This is a genomic window from Thiopseudomonas sp. SA1F2-1K, from assembly GCF_057443035.1.
Genome location: NZ_CM172014.1, coordinates 2,091,846 through 2,111,188 on the forward strand (window position 1 = coordinate 2,091,846; position 19,343 = coordinate 2,111,188).

Genomic DNA, 19,343 nt, shown 5'->3' on the forward strand with positions numbered 1-19,343 from the left:
AACGTACTGCAGGAGGTAAAACATCAGCCAATTAGGCATTAGCTATGCCAGCTAACGCTAAAATTTCGGGAATACGCTGGGCAAAGCCTTGATAAGCATGATCGCCACCCTGCTCCACCTCTATCACACAGTCTTGATAGTAGCGTTCAGCTACGCGGTAATCTAAAGTTTCGTCACCGGTTTGTAACCAAACCTGAATCTTTGCTCCTGCCTTTGGCGGTGCCACTGCTAACGGAGTTAACTGCTTAATTTGTTCTGCCGTGAGGTCCCAGGTTTCACCGGTATGGTAGTTGGTTTGCGGCCCAACATAGTGTTCAAAACGCAGATGCGCCTCTACTGCAGGATTAATCAACAGGGCTGGATTAGCATAGCGATCATGTAAATAGGTGGCATAGAAACCACCCAGCGAACTGCCCACTAACAAGGCCTGCGGGTTGGCTAGCACCAGCGCTTCAAGCTGTGCCATAGCCGCACTAAAGTCATTAGGCAAGTCTGGAATAATTAAGGCATCATGTGGCAGGTTTAATTGCTGCCAGTACGCACGAAGTTGCCGCGCCTTAGTTGAAAGGGCCGAGCTATTAAATCCATGGATATAAATAATTTTTGCCGACATAGCATCCCTCTTACACTAGACATCAAGCACTCAATTCGTGGCGTATATTATCAGCAACCATCCCTTTGCGTGAGCTCACAATTAATTATTTCCCAGAGTCTATTAATAGCCTGCTGCCTCTGGATCTGGCACAAAACAAGGCTTTTGCAAGCGCTCCACGTGCGTCTCTACCCGACCATCGGCATACAAGGTCAAGCAACGATAACCAGGCTGCAACGTATCCACAGCAAAGTCTTCGGCCTTGGGCAAAAATTGCACGCAGCTCGATGGTGTAGTCAACACGTCGAGTCCTGCCACTTGCTGATGACTGGCTTGATGCACATGCCCAGAAATAATCACTTTAACCTGTGGATATTTAGCACACAGCGCCAGCAGCTGATCGGCATTACATAAACCAATCTGATCAATCCAAGCACTGCCTACAGGTAAGCAGTGATGATGCACCGCCAATAACACATGCTCTGCACTTAGATTAGCCAGCTTGTGCTCTAGCGCCACCAACTGTGCGGTATCTAACCGGCCATAGGCACAGCCAGCTACCTGACTGTCTAACAACAATAACGCCCAATTGCCGAGCACGTATTCTGCCTGTAAATACAACGCCCCCTGAGGATGCTGCGTCATCACTACGCGCTCATCATGGTTACCTAATAGCCAAAACTGTCGCTTAGCTAAAGATTGCGTTAACTGCTCAACATATTCATAGCCCTCTGTGCTGTGGTCTTGCACTAAATCACCGGTCAGCAACAGGGCATCTACAGGCTGCGTCAGACGCTGGGCTATCTGTTGCGTGAGCGCCGCTAAACTAGCGTAGGTATTAATTCCTAACAACTGCTGGGAGCGATCGGCAAATAAATGTGTATCAGTTATTTGCAGCAAGCGAATGGCTGGCTGCGCTGTGGCTATCTGTGGCAATGTTTGAGTCCCCCCACTCAATACGTGCAAGCGTACGCTGCAGTCGCAGATCCTTAATTACAACTTTACGGCCCAGCACCTAGTTCTCACTTGATGTGCCTAAGACTGTTTCAGCTATCTTAAAAAAGATTAGCTAAAACGCTTGCAATGATAATGATTCTCAATTACATTAACAACCACTGACAGCTCGTCAGTGATAACCAACCAAGTTTTACGGTTATCTCCTCATCAGGCTAAACACGGTTTTGACCCGCACCTTGTGCGGGTCTTTTTTTATCCACTGTACAATTAGTTAGCCTTGTTTTATCCACCGATAGATTACTCAGTCAACCAAACTAAACTAGCAAAGCGTCCCGTTACCGCCTGTTGCCGATAAGAGAAAAAACGCTGCTGGGCATCTGTCATGGTACAAAACCCTCCGCCGTACACTGCCGTTACTCCCACGCGCTGTAAGCGCAAACGCGCTAACGCATAAATATCTGCATACCAATGCCCCGCGCGCGCGGCAGGCACAAAGGCTAATTTAGCCTCCGGTTGTATCGAGACAAAAGCCTCAAGCACCTCAGGCCCTACCTCAAATACTTCAGGCCCAATGGCAGGTCCTAACCACGCCATTAACTCACTCGCAGGGACCTGCATCTGCTGCACCGTAGCCTCCAAGATGCCCTGCGCTAATCCACGCCAACCGGCATGGGCCGCTGCCACGGTACTGCCTTGCCGATCACAGAATAGTACAGGTAAGCAATCAGCTGTCATCACACAAGCAGCGAGATAAGGCGTAGTTGAGTAACTTGCATCGGCTGTTACTAAATCATTGCTGGCAGCGACTACGTCACAACTATGGACTTGATTCAGCCACGTGGCCTGGCAGCCCAGCAACTGATCGACCTGTAAGCGATTGCGCTGCACCTGAAGTGGGTCATCGCCGACATGCTCAGCTAAATTTAACTGGGCATAAGGCCCTTGGCTGTACCCACCATTACGGGTGGTAACGCAAGCTCGTACCCGAGCGGGGGCTGGCCAATCAGGAACAATCCAGTCCAACACTAGATAAATGCCTCGCTATCTTGCCGCAACAAACTGAGTAACCATGCAAAGTCTTCTGGAATGGGTGCTTCCCACTTCATACGCTCCCCTGTGACTGGATGGGTCAGCTCTAAAAAGCGCGCATGCAAGGCTTGCCTTGGAAACGCTTTTAAGGCCTCAATTAAGGTCGGGTTAGCGCCTGGTGGAATGCGAAAACGTCCGCCATAGGTCGGATCACCGATCAACGGAAAACCAATATGTGACATATGCACCCGAATTTGGTGAGTACGTCCAGTTTCTAAAATCACTCGCGTATGGGTATGTGAACGAAAACGCTCCAGCACGCGGAAATGACTGACTGCTGGCTTAGCGCCTTCAACCACTGCCATTTTCTGTCGCTGCTGGCTATGACGGCCAATCGGCGCATCAATGGTATCGCCCGATACGATCACGCCATAAACAATCGCCTCATAGGTACGTCCCACGCTACGTGCTTGCAGCTGCTCAACTAAGTGGGTTTGCGCCTCTAAGGTTTTTGCCACCACCATCACCCCAGTGGTGTCTTTATCTAAGCGATGCACAATACCGGCCCGCGGCACTTTAATCAGTTCAGGTACATGGTGCAGTAGCGCATTTAGCAAAGTACCGTCAGGATGACCCGCCGCCGGATGCACTACTAAATCAGCAGGTTTGTTCAACACTAAAATATGCTGATCTTCAAATAAAATATCCAACGGAATTGCTTGAGCAACCCACTCGCCCTGCGCTTCACGCTCTGCTTCTAGCTCCAACAACGCCGAACTATGTACCTTATCTTTGGGCTTGGCTGGTTTGCCATCAACGGTTAGTTGACCTTCTTTAATCCACTGGGTAATACGTGAACGTGAGTGGTCACTGAACAATTGGGCCGCTACAACATCCAAGCGTTGCCCGCCTAACTCAAAAGGAACTTCTGCACTCAGCTGGATGGAATCATTGCTATTTACTGGCATACTATTTATTCAATTGGCGCAGGCTTTGGTTTCAGCCTTGCGCTTGTGGTTAAATACAGCATCGATGCTTCTTTGCTGAAACGAAAGATGCTCACTATAACAGGACGACTTATTCTAAGTCAGCCAAACAGCCAACCGTCACTAGGACGTCAGCCATAATGCATGTAAAGACTTTACTCTTCATTGCTGCCTTTGCTCTGGTCAGTGCCTGCTCATCAAATAAAAAGCTTGATGAAAACTTCACTGAAACAGAACTTTATCAGCAAGCTCAGACTGATTTAGAAAAAGAAAACTTCAGTTCAGCCACAAAAAAATTAAAAGCGTTAGAAACTCGATATCCTTTTGGCCGTTATGCCGAACAAGCACAACTGGACTTAATTTACGCTCAATATAAAAGCTCCGAGCCTGAGGCCGCACGGGCATCAGCAGATCGCTTTATGCGCCTTAATCCAGCCAACCCCAATGTTGATTATGCGCTTTATATCAAAGGCCTAACTTCATTTGAGCAAGACCGCGGAATTTTATCGCGTTTTCTGCCGCTAGATATGACTAAGCGCGACCCAGGTTCTGCGCGTGACTCGTACAATCAGTTTGCGCAGCTCACCAGCCGCTACCCAAATAGCCAGTACGCACCAGACGCCAAACAGCGGATGATTTATCTACGTAACTTGCTTGCAGCCCAAGAGGCCTATGTGGGCTATTACTATTTAAAGCGTGAAGCCTATGTTGCCTCACTAAACCGCGGCCAATATATTGTCGAAAACTTTCAGGGCACCCCTGCTGTTGCTGATGGTTTAGCCTTAATGACCGAGTCCTATCAGCATTTAACTCTCAATGACTTAGCTGCTAATAGCTTAGCCACTCTTAAGCTGAACTATCCCGATCACCCCAGCCTAGCCTCTGGCGAATTCAAGCCATTAGTAAAAGAGGAAGAAACCCGTAACTGGTTAAGTAAAGCAACCTTGGGCTTGATTGACTCCAAACACGATACCCGTCCAGTACAAACCCAAGCCAGCAAAGATATGCTCAATCAATATCAAGATGCGGTAGATGCTCTACCACCTGAGCTATATAGTGAAGATATGGAGCTGCAAAAACCCAAACGCAGCTGGTTAAACCGACTAACATTTGGACTATTCAAATAACCCTTTCTCTCATCATAGAAACGAATAAAGGCACCCTAGGGTGCCTTTATTCGTAGTGACCACCACAGTTTAGTGCTGACAACCTGCGGTATGGATATGACCATGCTGAATTTCATCAGCCGTCGCATCCCGCACATCCATTACTTTCACTTTAAAGTTTAAAACCTGTCCGGCTAATGGATGGTTACCGTCTACCGTTACTTCATCACCTTCAACATCACGTACAGTCACAATTTGCATGCCGCCATCTGGAGCCGATGCATGGAACTGCATACCTACTTCTAAGGTATCTACGCCCTCAAACATGCTGCGACTTAATGTCGCAATTAATTCAGGCGAATATTCACCATACGCATCTTCAGGCTCAATACTGACCTCAAGTTCGTCACCTTTAGCTTTTCCTTCTAAAGCATTTTCTAAGCCCACAATAATGTTCTGCGCACCCTGTAAATACTCTAAAGGAGCCGATCCTACTGAGCTATCGATCACTTCACCTTGTTCATTGGTTAAGGTGTACTCAATGGATACTGCTTTATTTTTTGCGATTTGCATTAGAAAGAACCTTCGCTGGGTAAGTGTAAACAGCAGTTTACCTGCAGATGATTTTGAATGCGACTTTAGAATGACAAGACCTTTGCAGGGTTGACCAAGCAATTGTCGAACAGGAAGATTAGCCGAATATTTTACTTATAAATGTCGTTCCTCTGATCTCTTCTGCCTCCAGAACGGGTAGTAAGCCGCTTTAGATCAATGCTTTAACAACGACTAAATACTAGCTTTCCTTTACCTCGTGTTTATCTCTTATTTTAAGGACATCCCATGTCAGGTCGAAATATCTTAGTTATTAACAGCGGAAGCTCTTCTGTTAAGTTCGCTTTAGTAAATGAAAATTCTGATGAGTTCCCCCTCCAAGGATTAGCAGAGCGCTTAGGTTCAGACGATGCTGTTTTAAACTGGACCTTTGAAGGCGAAAAACACGTAACCTCGCTACATGGCGCAACTCACAAAGAAGCCTTTGAGCGCTTATTGCCCATGGTACAAAAAGCCAGCCATGGTTCACTCCATGGTATTGGCCACCGTATTGTGCATGGTGGTGCGCACTTTACTAAAGCCACACAACTACGCCCTGACGTGATTGAAGTGATTGAAGCGGCAGCAGTACTAGCGCCCTTACATAACCCCGCAGGCCTGATTGGGGTGCAAGCGTCACTTGAACTCTACCCTGATTTACCTCAATTTGCCGTATTTGATACTGCCTTCCACCAAACCATGCCAGATCATGCTTTCCGCTATGCTGTACCGGAAGTGCTCTATACTGACCATCATGTACGCCGTTATGGGTTCCATGGCACTAGCCATATGTATGTCAGCCGTAAAGCTGCTGAGATAACCAACTTACCGGTAGAGGATAGCTGCTGGCTCATCGCCCATTTGGGTAATGGCAGCTCAACCTGCGCTGTGGTTAATGGTGAAAGTCGTGACACAAGCATGGGTTTAACCCCGCTGGAAGGTTTGGTTATGGGTACGCGCAGTGGTGATGTCGATCCAAGCCTGGCTAACCACCTAAACCGCACCCTTGGTTGGGACTTAGCCAAAATTGAAACCGTCCTAACCAAAGAAAGTGGTTTACTGGGTTTATCTGGCTTATCCAATGATATGCGTACTCTGCTTGAGGCCAGCGCCCAAGGTAACGAAAAAGCCACTTTAGCCATTGAGGTGTTCTGCTACCGTTTAGCCAAGTCGCTAGCGAGCATGTCTTGTGCACTGCCGCGTTTAGATGGTTTAGTCTTTACTGGCGGAATTGGTGAAAATGCGGATATCGTCCGTAGCAAGACCATTGGTTATCTGCCATTCTTTAACATCACTTTAGATGAAGAAGCTAACCAACGGTGCGTACGTGGAGTTGCAGGACAAATTAGCGCAGCTAACTCAACCCGTGTACTCGTAGTTCCCACCAATGAAGAGCGTCAAATTGCAGTTGAAACACTCGCTCTACTTGATGCTTAAGCGCAGGATATTTGCATGCATTCATTTTTATTAGCGCCCACCGGTTTTGGCGTGGGCTTAACCTCGATTAGCCTTGGCCTAATTCATACCTTAGTCAGTAGTGGACTGAATGTTGGTTTTTTTAAGCCCATAGCCCAGCCTCATCCTGGCGATGCAGGCCCCGAGCGGGCTAGCGAGCTAGTGCAGCGCACCTTAGGCTTATCCCAGCCCACTCCCTTATCAGTGCACTATGTGGAGAAAATGCTAGGTAATGGCCAGCTTGATGAGCTCTTAGAAGAGATCATTAGCAATTACCAAGCCGTCGCTGAACAGCACGATATTGTCATTGTGGAAGGCATGACGCCAACTCAGCAAGCCAACTATGCTGAACGGATCAACGCGCACCTTGCAAAAACGCTAGATGCAGAAATCATTTTAGTCAGTGCGCCACAAAGCCAAGCCATTGATGAACTGGTGGATCGCATTGAAATGCAAGCCCAAGTCTTTGGCGGAGTAAAAAACGCTAAGGTGCTTGGAGTCATTGTTAACAAAGTCACTGACCACGAGCCACAAGCTTTTTGCACGCAGCTTACCGAAGCAATGACTGCGCTAAAAAAAGGCGACCTCAAACTCTTAGGCTGCATTCCTTACTCTGAAGAGCTCAATGCGCCCCGCACCCAAGATATTGCGCATCTGCTCAATGTCCAAGTGTTGAATGCCGGTGACATCCAGCAGCGCCGTGTACAAAAAACCGTACTCTGTGCCCGCGCTTTACCTAATATGATTTCCCTGCTGCAACCTGGCACGCTCATTGTGACCCCAGGCGATCGCGATGACATTATTGTCGCTGCAAGTTTAGCGGCAATGAATGGCGTGCAATTAGCAGGCCTGTTGCTCTGCACCGACTTTACCCCAGATCCACGCATCATGGATCTTTGCCAAGGCGCATTGAAAACCGGTTTGCCGGTGATGACCGTCGCCACTGGCTCTTATGACACCGCCAACAATCTTACGCGGATCAATAAAGGTATTCCGGTCGATGACCAAGAACGTGCTAAAGCAGTAACCGAGCACGCTGCCAGTTTCTTACAGGTGGATTGGCTGAAAGAACGCTGCGGTACCGCACGAGAACTACTGCTGTCACCACCGGCTTTCCGTTATCAACTGGTGCAACGAGCTAAGGCTGCAAATAAACGTATTGTGCTCCCAGAAGGCAATGAGCCGCGCACTATTCAAGCGGCTGCTATTTGCCAGCAACGCGGCATTGCCCGCTGCGTACTCTTAGCTAAACCTGAAGAAGTGCAAGAAATCGCTAAAGCCCAAGGCATTGAACTGCCGGCTGACTTAGAAATTATTGATCCAGACAGCATTCGCCAGCGCTACATTGCGCCAATGGTTGAGCTACGTAAAGACAAAGGCCTAAATGAAACCTTAGCCGCCGCTCAACTCGAGGACACCGTAGTTCTGGCCACCATGATGCTGGCAGAAGATGAAGTCGACGGTTTGGTATCAGGCGCAGTTCATACCACCGCTAGCACTATTCGTCCTGCATTACAGTTAATTAAAACCGCACCTGGCTATAACTTAGTCTCATCGGTGTTCTTTATGCTGCTGCCTGATCAAGTACTAGTGTATGGCGACTGCGCAGTTAACCCTGATCCCAATGCTGAGCAACTGGCAGAAATCGCGTTACAGAGCTCGGAGTCCGCTCAAGCCTTTGGTATCGACCCGAGAGTGGCTATGATCAGCTACTCAACAGGTGACTCAGGTACCGGTGCTGAGGTTGAAAAAGTACGCACTGCAACTCGCTTAGCCCGCGAATTACGCCCTGAGCTATCGATTGATGGCCCGCTTCAATACGATGCTGCAAGCATTGAAAGTGTCGGCCGCCAAAAAGCACCAGAGAGTAAAGTCGCAGGTCGCGCCACCGTGTTTATTTTCCCCGATCTAAATACCGGTAATACGACCTATAAAGCGGTACAACGCAGTGCCAACGTGATTAGCGTTGGTCCCATGTTGCAAGGCTTGCGCAAACCAGTTAATGACCTGTCACGCGGTGCATTGGTCGATGATATTGTGTTTACCATTGCCCTAACCGCTATTCAGGCAGCTAGCCAGTAAGCGGGTTAAACATCTGTATTAAATACAGGCTATAATCAGGCTTAACTCGTTTAACTCTGACGACTGAAAAGCACGACACCCGTCGTGCTTTTCATTTATTGAAAGGCCTTATTCGCTGATGTTACGATTTCTACCTGCATTTATCCGCGGCATCATTTCTTCGCTGCTCCTAACCCTCAGCACTCTAATTCTCTGCTGGCCGCTCTTTATTGCAGCACTACTGAAGTTTCTGCTGCCCTTTCCGACTACCCAACGGGCACTGCGCTTTGTCATGCACTGGATTGCTGAAACCTGGATTGGAATTAATAACTTTTGGATCGATTTAGCCCAAAAGATTGACTGGAACGTAGAAGGCGTTGACTTGTTGGATATGCAATCCTCACGTTTAGTAACCAGTAATCACCAAAGCTGGGTCGACATTTTAGCGTTGCAGTATCAATTTAACCGCCGCATTCCGCTGCTTAAGTTCTTCTTAAAGCAAGAACTAATTTGGGTACCGGTGATTGGCTTATGCTGGTGGGCACTCGAGTTTCCTTTTATGAAGCGCTACAGCAAAGCCTATTTAGCTAAACACCCTGAAAAACAAGGTCAAGACTTAGCCACTACACGCAAAGCGTGCGAGCGCTATAAGACCAATCCGGTGTCGGTGTTTAACTTTTTGGAAGGCACTCGCTTTACCCAAGCTAAACATACTCAGCAACAGTCACCTTATCAGTACCTGCTTAAGCCCAAAGCTGGCGGCATTGCTTTTGTCTTAGATGCCATGGGCGAGCAACTAAAAAGTTTAGTTAACGTAACTATTTATTACCCTGAAGGTAAGCCAACAATTTGGTGCCTACTCAGTGGTAAAATCAAACGTATTATGATGCGCGTTGAAACCTTAGAAATTCCACCGCAGTTTATTGGCAAGAGCTACGATACTGACTTAGCTTATCGCCAAGAATTTCAGCAGTGGGTCAACCAATTATGGAGCGAGAAAGATCAACTGTTACAGCAGCTCCATCAAAGGTTTCCACGTACACTGCATAGCTAGCCAGTTTGGCTAGCCTGCGTGCTACCTATAATAACCCGTTAATCACAGCATCAGCTGTGAGCTTTCGCCACAACCAAGGAGTGCTCCATGACCGTGATAAAGCAAGATGACCTTATTCAAAGCGTCGCCGACGCCCTGCAGTTTATTTCTTATTATCATCCCGTAGACTTTATTCAAGCGATGCATGAAGCCTACCTGCGCGAAGAATCCCCAGCAGCTAAAGATGCTATGGCGCAAATTCTCATCAACTCTCGGATGTGCGCCACCGGCCATCGCCCACTCTGCCAAGATACCGGAATTGTCACCGTATTTGTCCGTGTTGGTATGGATGTGCGCTGGGATGGTGCGACCATGAGCGTTGATGACATGATTAACGAAGGTGTTCGCCGCGCCTACAAGCTGCCAGAAAACGTCTTACGCGCCTCAATCCTGGCTGACCCTGCGGGTGCTCGCAAAAACACCAAAGACAATACCCCTGCTGTTATTCACTATTCCTTAGTCCCGGGTAATACCGTAGAGATTGACGTGGCAGCTAAAGGTGGCGGCTCTGAAAACAAAGCCAAGATGGCGATGCTTAACCCCTCAGACTCAATTGTTGATTGGGTGCTCAAAACAGTTCCAGAAATGGGTGCGGGCTGGTGTCCACCCGGTATGCTCGGTATTGGTATTGGTGGTACCGCAGAAAAAGCAGCTGTGATGGCAAAAGAAGTATTAATGGAATCCATTGATATTCACGAGCTGCAACAACGTGGCCCACAAAACCGCGCAGAAGAACTGCGCCTAGAACTCTTTGACAAGGTCAACCAACTAGGTATCGGCGCCCAAGGCTTAGGTGGTTTAACCACTGTCTTAGACGTCAAAATTAAAGACTACCCGACCCATGCCGCCTCTTTACCGGTGTGTATTATTCCAAACTGCGCCGCTACCCGTCATGCTCACTTAGTGCTCGATGGCTCAGGCCCAGTCAGCTTAGAAGCACCGCCGTTAGATGCCTACCCAGAAATCGTTTGGGAAGCAGGTCCTTCAGCGCGCCGAGTGAATTTAGATGAAATCACGCCAGAAGAAGTAAAAAGCTGGAAACCAGGCGAAACTGTACTGCTCAACGGTAAAATGCTCACCGGACGTGATGCTGCCCATAAGCGTATGGTCGATATGCTAAACCGAGGTGAAAGCTTACCGGTTGATCTAAAAAATCGCTTTATCTACTACGTTGGCCCAGTGGATCCGATTGCAGGTGAAGTAGTAGGCCCTGCAGGCCCGACCACCGCCACCCGAATGGATAAATTTACTCGCCAAGTATTAGAAAGCACTGGCTTACTGGGCATGATTGGTAAATCTGAGCGCGGTCCTATTGCAATTGATGCAATTAAAGATAACCAAGCAGTGTACTTAATGGCTGTTGGTGGAGCTGCCTACCTAGTGGCTCAAGCGATTAAGAAAGCCCGTGTTGTGGCCTTTGAAGAGCTCGGGATGGAAGCTATCTATGAGTTTGAAGTTAAGGATATGCCGGTCACCGTGGCAGTAGACACCCAAGGTGAGTCAGTACACTTAACGGGCCCTAAACTTTGGCACGATAAGATCGCAGAAAACCTTGCAATCGAGATTAAGTAAGCTTAAGTCGGTACCTCAGCCGCTATTAGTGATTAATAGCGGCTTTTTTATGTCCAGTCCTTAGCCCTGAGCTAGGTTAACAACACTGTGCTCTTTTTTTCGCTAGAATAAGCCCCACTCTTTTTGTTGGATGTAACCCATATGGCTAAACCCTTGCTCAAACCGTCTGGAAACTTTCCGCTTGCAGGACTTGGCAAACGTCTGGCGGCAATGTTTTACGACTCATTATTAGTCATTGCCTTAGTGATGGTACTGACGCTAATTTATCAGCAAGTTGTGCTGCGTTTAATCTATGGCGCAGATAAGCTGCAGCAACTCTCAGAAAGCGGGCAGCTAGATATTGATCCGCTGCTCTCAACCTTATTGTTATTCAGCGTGTTTGCTTTTTTTGCCAAGTTCTGGACTCACACCGGACAAACCCTAGGCATGCAGGTTTGGGGAGTCCGGGTGCAAAATAAAGACGGCTCAGCAATTAGCCTATGGCAAGCGTTACTGCGTTTTTTTGTGGCTATTCCTTCACTACTGCTCGGCGGCCTTGGCTATTTTTGGTTAGTATTCAGCGCAAAAAAAGCCACTTGGCATGATCTGTATTCAGACTCGGTGGTGATCCAATTGCCAAAAAACGCACATAAAAAATAGTTTAGTTATACTGACGCAATTTAAAGCAGCTACACTTCTATACAGCTCTTCTGCCGAAATCATTGTTAAAGGAGTCAACATGCGGCAATTTATCGCTACTTCCAGTTTACTTATTGGTCTACTGGTACCTTTTAGCCCTGTCTCTGCTACAGATATCTACCGCTGGGTAGATAACGCTGGCGTTCTTCATTACGGTGCCCAACCCCCCGCTAATTATGCTGCTGAGTTAGTGGTTACCGGCAGCTATCACAGGCCAAAGGCAGAAGTTCCGCCACAACAAGCATCCCCTACTCAACAAGTGGATACGGAGCAGCAGCAACTATTAAATCAACAAGTACAAAAACAAGTGGCAGCCGAAGCTGAAGAACGAAAAAAATATTGTACAACTGTGCGTCAAAACTTAGCTCAGTTAGAAAATAACCCGCGACTTATGGCTAAAGAAGAAACTGGCGAAATACGACGCTTAACTGAAGAAGAACGCCAAGCTCGCATAGCAGAAACTCGCCAAAGTATTAGCGAGCACTGTACCTCTGCTGGCTTATAGATAAGTTAATTTGCATCCCCCTACGCCTGCAGAGAGCCGCAGTGGGGATGACGCTATTCTCTAGTTAATAACTCATCAATACGGCGTAATTTGCTCAGTAACCCTGCCACTTTCTCAAGCTCATGCTGGTGCATGTATTCGACCATCGGCTCAATGCTACAGCGAGTCGGCAAAGCGCTTTCTGGACTATCTAACAGTGCCTGTAAGCGCTCAATAAACACCCAGCGTAACCATTGATTAAACGCCATACTGTCAGCAGCAAAGGGTTGCTCGCTGGCTAAGGCTGCCAGCGATGGCCTAGGTAGAGTCCACCAGTCAAGGGCTTGCATTTCACTGATGAGCTCGTCAAAAGCGCTGGCTAACTGCGCGCGAATTTCGGCACTCATAACGTCACTCGCGCTTTATCACGGGCTTGCTGAGCGCCTTGCGGATCATGTTGCATATCCCGAGCTCGGGCAATAATATCCCACAGGCTGGCTGCTAACGGAGTATTACTCGGCACCGCATTCAGTCCTTGTTGCGCCAGCTGCTCTGCTTGCGCTGGATTACCTTGCTGCAAACGAATATCAGCTAAGCGCATCAATACCTCAGGCTCACGCGGTGAAATACGCAGCGCACGCTCTAAGTTCGCCGCAGCACTATCTAAATTACCTTGGTTTTTGGCCTGATCAGCACTCCCAAGCAGCGCTACCACCGGCGCCTTTAACTGCGCGCCCTGCTGCTTAACTTCTGAGTCAAAACGCTGCTGTACCTGTTGCTGGCGTTGCTGGTACTGCTGTTTGATTTCTTCGCCACTGATCACCGGTGAAGTTTCTAGCTTGCCAGTATCTGCGCCCTGAGGAATGGCCACTACCCCTGAATCCATCTCGCTTGGCCAAGCATTTGACGGAGTGCTAACTGGCGCGCGCGTGGGTGCTTGAGTCGCGTTACCGGCGGCCATCCGTGCATTACGATCGCGCAATACGCCTGCGGTTAATGGCCCACCTGCCTCTACTACAGGTACCTGACTGTGCTGATAAGGATTGGTGGTATTACAGCCCGCTAACAATAAGGAGCTGCCTAATAGTAGCCAAGTTATATTTTTCAACGTTATGTTCCCGTCAATTAAAGATGTCGTGCAGCCAACTATTAGTTGCTGGATTATCAATATTTTCTGTGTTCCAGCACGGTGTTGGCGCTGGATCGCTACCTAAAATATAAGGCATTTTCACCGCATTTGGGCAACCCTGCTCGGTGCCCTCACCGGTTTTAGCATTTACCCAAGCATAGGTAATATTACTGGGTGCCACAGGGTTTAACGACACCAGGTTTGCTTTAGCCATAAAACTACTCCACAGTTGTAAGGCACCACTTGCTCCGGTGAAAGCCGTTTTACCATTATCGTCTTGGCCCATCCACACTACCGCTAACAGATTCTGACTAAAACCAGCAAACCAGCTATCTCGTAAATCATTACTGGTGCCTGTTTTTCCTGCCAAATTAATGGCATTACTGACTTGTTGATAGGCACTACGCCCTGTGCCTTCGCGCATGGCTTTTTGCATTGCCTGCTGAGTTAAAAACACTGCACCCGGATCAAAACGCTGCTCAGTGGTAAATTGATACCGATTCAGAGGCTGATTATCCGCCGTTAATACATCACGAATCGCTCGCAGAGGCGTATTAAACCCACCATTGGCTAAGGTTTGGTACATACTGGTGACTTGAAAAGGAGTCAAGTCTCCTGCCCCCAACATCATCGAAGGATATGCTGGCCACTGATGAGCAGCGCCCAGTTTACGTACTGTATCCAGCACCTCGCCAATGCCCACTGCCATGCCTAATCGAGCAGTGGAAAGGTTGTAAGATTTAGCCAACGCCTGATATAAAAACACCTCACCATGTTCACGGCGGTCATAGTTTTTGGGACTCCAACGTGAGCCATCTTTACCTTGCACCACCAAGTTGGTGTCTTGCAGTAAAGTCGTGAGGGTAAACTGCTCTGGTCGTTGCAATGCGGTTAAATAAATTGCTGGCTTAACCAGTGAGCCAATCGGCCGCGAAGCATCTAGCGCGCGGTTATAACCGGAATAGCGCGGCGCTTTACCACCCAACAATGCTTGCACCTCACCGGTTTCAGGGTTAGTTACCAGCATTGCGGCTTCTAACTTATCCAGCCCGGAGCGCCCGGCTAAACGTTTATACGTATCACTGATTGCTTGCTCGGCTTTACGCTGCAAAATCGGGTCAAAGCTGGTAAAGACCCGCAGGCCTTCGTTAGTTAAGTCCTCATCTCGGTAATCTTCCCGCAGCTGGCGTTTCACTAAATCCATAAAGCCTGGATAGGTCGTATCCGCTAAGCTTCCGCGCTGAGTTACGCCTAAGCCTTTGGCCTTAGCCGTGGCTGCTTCTTCTGCGGTTAAGGTACCTTGCTGCGCCAGCAAATCTAATACTAGGTTACGTCGAGTCGTAGCTGCCTCTGGATTACGCCTCGGATTCAGCCCCGATGGGCCCTGCACCATGCCCACCAATAAAGCCACCTGCTGTACCTCTAGCTCTGCAAAGGGCTGGCCAAAATAATACTGACTAGCCAATCCAAATCCATGGATCGCTCGCGAACCATCTTGCCCAAGAAATACTTCGTTCAAATAAGCTTCTAAAATTTCTTCTTTGCCGTAATGCAGCTCAAGTAAAATCGACATTAAGGCTTCGTTGGCTTTACGCGACAAGGTTCTTTCATTGGTTAAAAAGAAGTTTTTCACCAACTGCTGAGTCAAGGTACTCCCGCCTTGGCGCATTTTTTTACCCTGCACATTGACCCATACCGCACGAGCAATACCCCGCGGTGAAACGCCGTGATGACTAAAGAAGTTACGATCTTCTACTGCTAACAAAGATTCGACTAAATAGGCTGGGGCATCTTCTAGTCGTATCAAAATTCGATCTTCCTGATGGGCAGGATAAATACCACCAATGGTCAACGGCTCTAGGCGCAAAATCGGTAATGCTTGTCCTGCCGCCTGAATCTCGGCCACTTGTTGCTGACTAAAGCGCACCCGAACCTGTTGTGCCGGTTCTGTGCCATCATAAAACTTAAAGCCACGGCTATAGAGCTCAACACTATTGCCATTAACCTGCATATCACCAGGACGCTTAACCGCTTGGCCTTTACGATAACCAAGCGCCGCTAGCTCGATTAAAAAATCTTCTTGCTTTAACGGTAGGCCGGCATAGAGTTCTAAGGGACGCGCGTACACCTTGGCTGGAACAGTCCAACGCTTACCAGAAAATTTACTCTGAACTATCGCATCCAGGTACACCATATAGCCAATTAAAATGACGCCAGCGGCTAAGGCTAGCTTCCAACTCACTCCCCAAATCTTGCGCAAAAAAGATTTCTGTGGCTGCAGTTTTCGGTGTTTACCACGGGAGGTGGTTTTTCTTTGCGTCATAACTTCTCTCAACTACTCGCTTTAGGCCGAGGTAAAATAGCACAGCAATCAGTTTGCAAGGCGCTCAATTGCAGCCATAATGCTATTAATTTTCAGTGACTCCAAGGATTTTCCGTGACTCAAGCTCTTATCAATGCATTGCAGAATCCCGATCTATATCCGCACCCGGTAGATGAATTTCAAGTAATTGAAACCCATATCTCCTGGGTGATTTTGACCGGCTCCTATGCATATAAAGTCAAAAAGGCGGTCGATTTCGGGTTCTTAGATTTTACTCAGGTTGCCGCCCGTAAACACTTCTGTGAAGAGGAGCTGCGCCTTAACCAACGCCTTACAGAAGACCTCTATCTAGAAGTCTTGCCAATTACCGGTAGCCTTGAAGCCCCGGTCATTAATGGCGAAGGACCAGCGATTGAGTACATGCTAAAAATGCGCCAGTTCCCACAAACCCAGTTATTGGGTGATATGCAAAAACGTGGCGAACTCACCGAAGCCCATATGGATGCCTTAGCTAAACAAATCGCTGACTTTCACCTCAGTGCGCCTCAAGTACCAGCTTCACACGCACTGGGGGATCCCCATGCGATTATGGCACCGATCCGCCAAAACTTTGAGCAGATCCGCCCGCTGCTAAGCGACAAAAAAGACTTACAGCAATTAGATGCCTTAGAAGCTTGGGCCGAAACCTCCTTCGAGCGTTTACTTCCCCTGTTAGAGCAGCGCCGTCACAATGGTTCAATCCGTGAGTGCCACGGCGACATCCATTTAGGTAACGTTACCCTATTTGAAGGCAAGGTTGCGCTGTTTGACTGCATTGAATTTAACGAGCCATTTCGCTTAATTGACGTTGCCTCAGATGCAGCCTTTTTAGCCATGGACCTTGAAGACCGTGGTTTAAAAGCCTTATCCCGACGTTTTATTAACGCTTGGATTGAGCATACCGCTGATCACCAAGCGATGCCTTTGATTAACTTCTACAAAGCCTATCGCGCCATGGTACGCGGTAAGGTTAATTTATTTCGCTTAGCTCAAGAGCAAGACGCGGTACAACGGGCAGCGATTATTCAGCTGTATCGTAACTACGCAGCGCTCGCAGAAAGCTACAGCGCAATTCCCTCACGCTTACTGGCCATTACTCATGGTATTTCTGCCGTTGGCAAAAGCCATGTCGCCATGCGCTTAGTGGAAGCCTTAGGTGCCCTACGCTTTCGCTCAGACATTGAACGTAAACGATTATTTGGTGAGCAACCTTCTGATCAACAAGAGGTGATGGGTGGCGGTATCTATAATCCTAATGCCAGTGCTGAAACCTATGCACGCTTACACGAATTAGCCACCCAAGCGTTACAAGCTGGCTATCCGGCGGTCATTGATGCAACCTATTTAAAACATGAGCAGCGTCAAGCGGCGGCACTGATTGCCGAAGAGTTAGGCGTGCCCTTTATTATTCTGGACTGCCAAGCACCGGATACCGTCATTGCCAAGTGGCTAGAGCAACGGCAAAACGAAGGCTTGGATCCTTCCGATGCCACTGCAGAAGTTATTCAACAACAGCAGCAAAACCGTGAGCCACTCACCGCTGAAGAGCTCAACTCACGTTATCCCGTTGAAACCAATGAGCCAGCCTCTTTGGATAACTTAATTAAGCATATTCGCGCGCAGTTTCCAGGATTTTAAGCCTACTATTTAGTTTACTTCGCGCCAGCTTGCTGTTGCGCGAAGTAAACTTATCAATCAAACCTTAACTCAGCCATAAACTCCGCACTTTTTCTCGATTCAGTGCCAACCACTGTAAAGTAATAATACTGGCCGCGTTATCAATCCGCCCATCATTGACCGCAGCTAACGCTGCATCTAACGCCCACACATGGACGCGAATATCCTCACCTTCTTCCGCTAAGCCAAAGACGCCACCTGCCCCTTCGCTATCACAGCGTCCAACAAACAACTGTACCCGCTCATCAGAGCCACCGGGCGATGGGTAATAACTGGTAACTGGCCATAATTCATGCAGAGTGAGTCCCGCTTCTTCTACCGCTTCACGTCGAGCAACCTGTTGCGCTGTTTCATCGGTATCAATAATTCCCGCCACCACCTCGAGCAACCAGGGATGACGGCTTTTATCTAACGCACCGATACGAAACTGCTCGACCAAAATCACCGTATCACGCTGCGGATCATAGGGCAGTACACAGACCGCATCCGGACGAACAAATAACTCACGGGTGATTTCAGGGCCCATTTCTCCAGAAAACTGGCGGTGCTGAAGCTTGAGGCGATCGAGCTGATAAAACCCTTTGAAACATACTTCTCGCTGATTGACCGTTACATCTTGGCTAACGGCTGTTGGCTCATCTTTCATTGTGCTATTTAGCTCCCTGAGGTTCACTTACCGGTGACTTGACGTAAAATGCCATGATGCCTGCAATGGCCCTTACTTTTCTAGCCTCATCTGTATTGGTTTTATCGAAGGAGTTTAACTGCCATGCTACGTGCTGGTTTTTTAGTGTTTATCAGTTTATTGCTCAGTGCTTGCCAAACCTTTAATTCCGCTAGCGGTAAAGTAGTCAAACCTGAGCGAATTCAATGGGAGCAGACTAATCATCAATGCCGTGGAGAGCAATGCAGCTTGGTCAATATGGATACCTTGGTTTTCCCCAAGCAACCACACTTGAATCAATTAATTACCCGCAATCTGCTAAAAATGGCCAATGATGAAGGAGCCAACTTAGCCAATCGTACCCTCGAGCAATACAGTCAGCGCTTTTTAGCTACGGCTGAGCCGGGCTGGCAGGCTTGGTTACAAGCGAGAGTGTTAGATCAGCATAATTCGATCGCTAGTATCGAGTTTTCTAGCTATATCTATACCGGTGGCGCCCATGGTATGCCGGGTCGAGCCACCTTAATTTATGACTGGAATAAACAACAAGTGATTACCCTGCAAGATATGCTACGCCCAGGACAAGAAGCTGCTTTTTGGGAGTTAGCTGAGCGAGCGCATTTACGCTGGCTAGATTCAAAAAATCTGCAGCAAGAGGATCCTAATTTTCTACAGCAGTGGCCGTTTCAGAAAACCGATAATATTGCGCTGACCAAATATAAGGTACAGCTGATTTACCCAGTCTATGCACTTGCGCCTTACTCCAGTGGACATCCGGTACTGGATATTCCAAAAACAGCGTTACTCAAGATTTTTAAACCCGAATATCTACGCTAATTTTCTCAGCTCAAACAACAGCCTCAAACAACAAAGGAGCCATTAGGCTCCTTTGTTAATGACGCAGCTT

At 48.1% G+C, this 19,343-nt stretch carries 18 protein-coding genes; 9 read left to right on the forward strand and 9 right to left on the reverse strand.

Going from position 1 to position 19,343, the window contains the following annotated elements; translation table 11 throughout:
• Positions 1–31: 31 nt before the first annotated feature.
• The 4 genes from AC2T15_RS10200 to rluD form a co-directional block, all read right to left on the reverse strand.
• Positions 32–613, reverse strand: coding sequence for a YqiA/YcfP family alpha/beta fold hydrolase (locus AC2T15_RS10200; RefSeq protein WP_486778215.1), 582 nt, complete (start codon positions 611–613; stop codon positions 32–34).
• A 102-nt stretch (positions 614–715) separates the two neighbouring features.
• A complete protein-coding gene (cpdA, locus tag AC2T15_RS10205; protein WP_486778216.1) occupies positions 716–1,528 on the reverse strand; it encodes a 3',5'-cyclic-AMP phosphodiesterase in 813 nt (270 codons plus the stop codon).
• Positions 1,529–1,846: 318 nt separating this feature from the next.
• Positions 1,847–2,572, reverse strand: coding sequence for a peptidoglycan editing factor PgeF (gene pgeF / locus AC2T15_RS10210; RefSeq protein ID WP_486779040.1), 726 nt, complete (start codon positions 2,570–2,572; stop codon positions 1,847–1,849).
• Positions 2,573–2,574: 2 nt separating this feature from the next.
• Positions 2,575–3,546 (reverse strand): 23S rRNA pseudouridine(1911/1915/1917) synthase RluD, encoded by a 972-nt coding sequence (gene rluD, locus AC2T15_RS10215; RefSeq protein WP_486778217.1) that lies wholly within the window; start codon positions 3,544–3,546, stop codon positions 2,575–2,577.
• Between the two features lie 158 nt (positions 3,547–3,704).
• On the opposite strand from rluD, the gene AC2T15_RS10220 reads away from it, so the two are divergent.
• Positions 3,705–4,691 carry an outer membrane protein assembly factor BamD gene (locus AC2T15_RS10220; protein WP_486778218.1) on the forward strand — a complete coding sequence of 329 codons (987 nt, stop codon included), beginning with the start codon at positions 3,705–3,707 and terminating at the stop codon, positions 4,689–4,691.
• A gap of 69 nt (positions 4,692–4,760) precedes the next feature.
• Here AC2T15_RS10220 and AC2T15_RS10225 read toward each other — a convergent pair whose 3' ends face one another.
• Positions 4,761–5,243, reverse strand: a complete 483-nt coding sequence (locus tag AC2T15_RS10225) for an FKBP-type peptidyl-prolyl cis-trans isomerase (protein WP_053100509.1) — start codon at positions 5,241–5,243, stop codon at positions 4,761–4,763.
• A gap of 267 nt (positions 5,244–5,510) precedes the next feature.
• On the opposite strand from AC2T15_RS10225, the gene AC2T15_RS10230 reads away from it, so the two are divergent.
• The 6 genes from AC2T15_RS10230 to AC2T15_RS10255 all read left to right on the forward strand — a co-directional run bounded on the left by AC2T15_RS10230 (position 5,511) and on the right by AC2T15_RS10255 (position 12,625).
• Positions 5,511–6,698, forward strand: a complete 1,188-nt coding sequence (locus AC2T15_RS10230) for an acetate kinase (protein ID WP_053100510.1) — start codon at positions 5,511–5,513, stop codon at positions 6,696–6,698.
• Positions 6,699–6,713: 15 nt separating this feature from the next.
• Positions 6,714–8,798 (forward strand): phosphate acetyltransferase, encoded by a 2,085-nt coding sequence (gene pta, locus AC2T15_RS10235; RefSeq protein WP_486778219.1) that lies wholly within the window; start codon positions 6,714–6,716, stop codon positions 8,796–8,798.
• Between the two features lie 118 nt (positions 8,799–8,916).
• Positions 8,917–9,831 (forward strand): acyltransferase, encoded by a 915-nt coding sequence (locus tag AC2T15_RS10240; protein WP_486778220.1) that lies wholly within the window; start codon positions 8,917–8,919, stop codon positions 9,829–9,831.
• An 87-nt stretch (positions 9,832–9,918) separates the two neighbouring features.
• Positions 9,919–11,442 (forward strand): fumarate hydratase, encoded by a 1,524-nt coding sequence (locus AC2T15_RS10245; RefSeq protein ID WP_486778221.1) that lies wholly within the window; start codon positions 9,919–9,921, stop codon positions 11,440–11,442.
• Between the two features lie 141 nt (positions 11,443–11,583).
• The gene (locus AC2T15_RS10250; protein ID WP_053100514.1) at positions 11,584–12,081 is read left to right on the forward strand and encodes an RDD family protein; all 498 of its coding nucleotides are present in this window, start codon (positions 11,584–11,586) and stop codon (positions 12,079–12,081) included.
• Positions 12,082–12,160: 79 nt separating this feature from the next.
• The gene (locus AC2T15_RS10255) at positions 12,161–12,625 is read left to right on the forward strand and encodes a DUF4124 domain-containing protein (protein WP_486778222.1); all 465 of its coding nucleotides are present in this window, start codon (positions 12,161–12,163) and stop codon (positions 12,623–12,625) included.
• A gap of 53 nt (positions 12,626–12,678) precedes the next feature.
• Here AC2T15_RS10255 and AC2T15_RS10260 read toward each other — a convergent pair whose 3' ends face one another.
• From AC2T15_RS10260 to mrcB, 3 genes are read right to left on the reverse strand one after another with little or no spacing between them, the layout of a single operon-like run.
• Positions 12,679–13,011 (reverse strand): YqcC family protein, encoded by a 333-nt coding sequence (locus AC2T15_RS10260; protein WP_486778223.1) that lies wholly within the window; start codon positions 13,009–13,011, stop codon positions 12,679–12,681.
• Entirely contained in the window at positions 13,008–13,712 is a 705-nt protein-coding gene (locus tag AC2T15_RS10265; protein WP_486778224.1) for a tetratricopeptide repeat protein, read from the reverse strand. The genes AC2T15_RS10260 and AC2T15_RS10265 overlap by 4 nt, the downstream gene beginning before the upstream one ends.
• Positions 13,713–13,725: 13 nt before the next feature.
• Entirely contained in the window at positions 13,726–16,056 is a 2,331-nt protein-coding gene (mrcB, locus tag AC2T15_RS10270) for a penicillin-binding protein 1B (RefSeq protein ID WP_486778225.1), read from the reverse strand.
• A 114-nt stretch (positions 16,057–16,170) separates the two neighbouring features.
• Here mrcB and AC2T15_RS10275 point away from each other — a divergent pair, with 114 nt between their 5' ends.
• Entirely contained in the window at positions 16,171–17,733 is a 1,563-nt protein-coding gene (locus tag AC2T15_RS10275) for a bifunctional aminoglycoside phosphotransferase/ATP-binding protein (protein ID WP_486778226.1), read from the forward strand.
• A gap of 64 nt (positions 17,734–17,797) precedes the next feature.
• Here the strand turns inward: AC2T15_RS10275 and AC2T15_RS10280 are convergent, their stop codons facing one another.
• Positions 17,798–18,418: an NUDIX domain-containing protein gene (locus tag AC2T15_RS10280; RefSeq protein WP_053100518.1), complete on the reverse strand. Its 621-nt coding sequence runs from the start codon at positions 18,416–18,418 to the stop codon at positions 17,798–17,800.
• 123 nt (positions 18,419–18,541) lie between these two features.
• Between AC2T15_RS10280 and AC2T15_RS10285 the strand changes: the two genes are divergently transcribed.
• Positions 18,542–19,273: a DUF3298 and DUF4163 domain-containing protein gene (locus tag AC2T15_RS10285; protein WP_053102907.1), complete on the forward strand. Its 732-nt coding sequence runs from the start codon at positions 18,542–18,544 to the stop codon at positions 19,271–19,273.
• Positions 19,274–19,343: the final 70 nt, after the last annotated feature.

What these genes read in the sequence shown, in the direction of transcription:
- AC2T15_RS10200 (WP_486778215.1), bottom strand. Translation starts at nt 613, where the DNA reads ATGTCGGCAAAAATTATTTATATCCATGGATTTAATAGCTCGGCCCTT.
- rluD (WP_486778217.1), bottom strand. Translation starts at nt 3,546, where the DNA reads ATGCCAGTAAATAGCAATGATTCCATCCAGCTGAGTGCAGAAGTTCCT.
- AC2T15_RS10220 (WP_486778218.1), top strand. Translation starts at nt 3,705, where the DNA reads ATGCATGTAAAGACTTTACTCTTCATTGCTGCCTTTGCTCTGGTCAGT.
- AC2T15_RS10225 (WP_053100509.1), bottom strand. Translation starts at nt 5,243, where the DNA reads ATGCAAATCGCAAAAAATAAAGCAGTATCCATTGAGTACACCTTAACC.
- AC2T15_RS10230 (WP_053100510.1), top strand. Translation starts at nt 5,511, where the DNA reads ATGTCAGGTCGAAATATCTTAGTTATTAACAGCGGAAGCTCTTCTGTT.
- pta (WP_486778219.1), top strand. Translation starts at nt 6,714, where the DNA reads ATGCATTCATTTTTATTAGCGCCCACCGGTTTTGGCGTGGGCTTAACC.
- AC2T15_RS10240 (WP_486778220.1), top strand. Translation starts at nt 8,917, where the DNA reads ATGTTACGATTTCTACCTGCATTTATCCGCGGCATCATTTCTTCGCTG.
- AC2T15_RS10245 (WP_486778221.1), top strand. Translation starts at nt 9,919, where the DNA reads ATGACCGTGATAAAGCAAGATGACCTTATTCAAAGCGTCGCCGACGCC.
- AC2T15_RS10250 (WP_053100514.1), top strand. Translation starts at nt 11,584, where the DNA reads ATGGCTAAACCCTTGCTCAAACCGTCTGGAAACTTTCCGCTTGCAGGA.
- AC2T15_RS10255 (WP_486778222.1), top strand. Translation starts at nt 12,161, where the DNA reads ATGCGGCAATTTATCGCTACTTCCAGTTTACTTATTGGTCTACTGGTA.
- AC2T15_RS10260 (WP_486778223.1), bottom strand. Translation starts at nt 13,011, where the DNA reads ATGAGTGCCGAAATTCGCGCGCAGTTAGCCAGCGCTTTTGACGAGCTC.
- mrcB (WP_486778225.1), bottom strand. Translation starts at nt 16,056, where the DNA reads ATGACGCAAAGAAAAACCACCTCCCGTGGTAAACACCGAAAACTGCAG.
- AC2T15_RS10280 (WP_053100518.1), bottom strand. Translation starts at nt 18,418, where the DNA reads ATGAAAGATGAGCCAACAGCCGTTAGCCAAGATGTAACGGTCAATCAG.
- AC2T15_RS10285 (WP_053102907.1), top strand. Translation starts at nt 18,542, where the DNA reads ATGCTACGTGCTGGTTTTTTAGTGTTTATCAGTTTATTGCTCAGTGCT.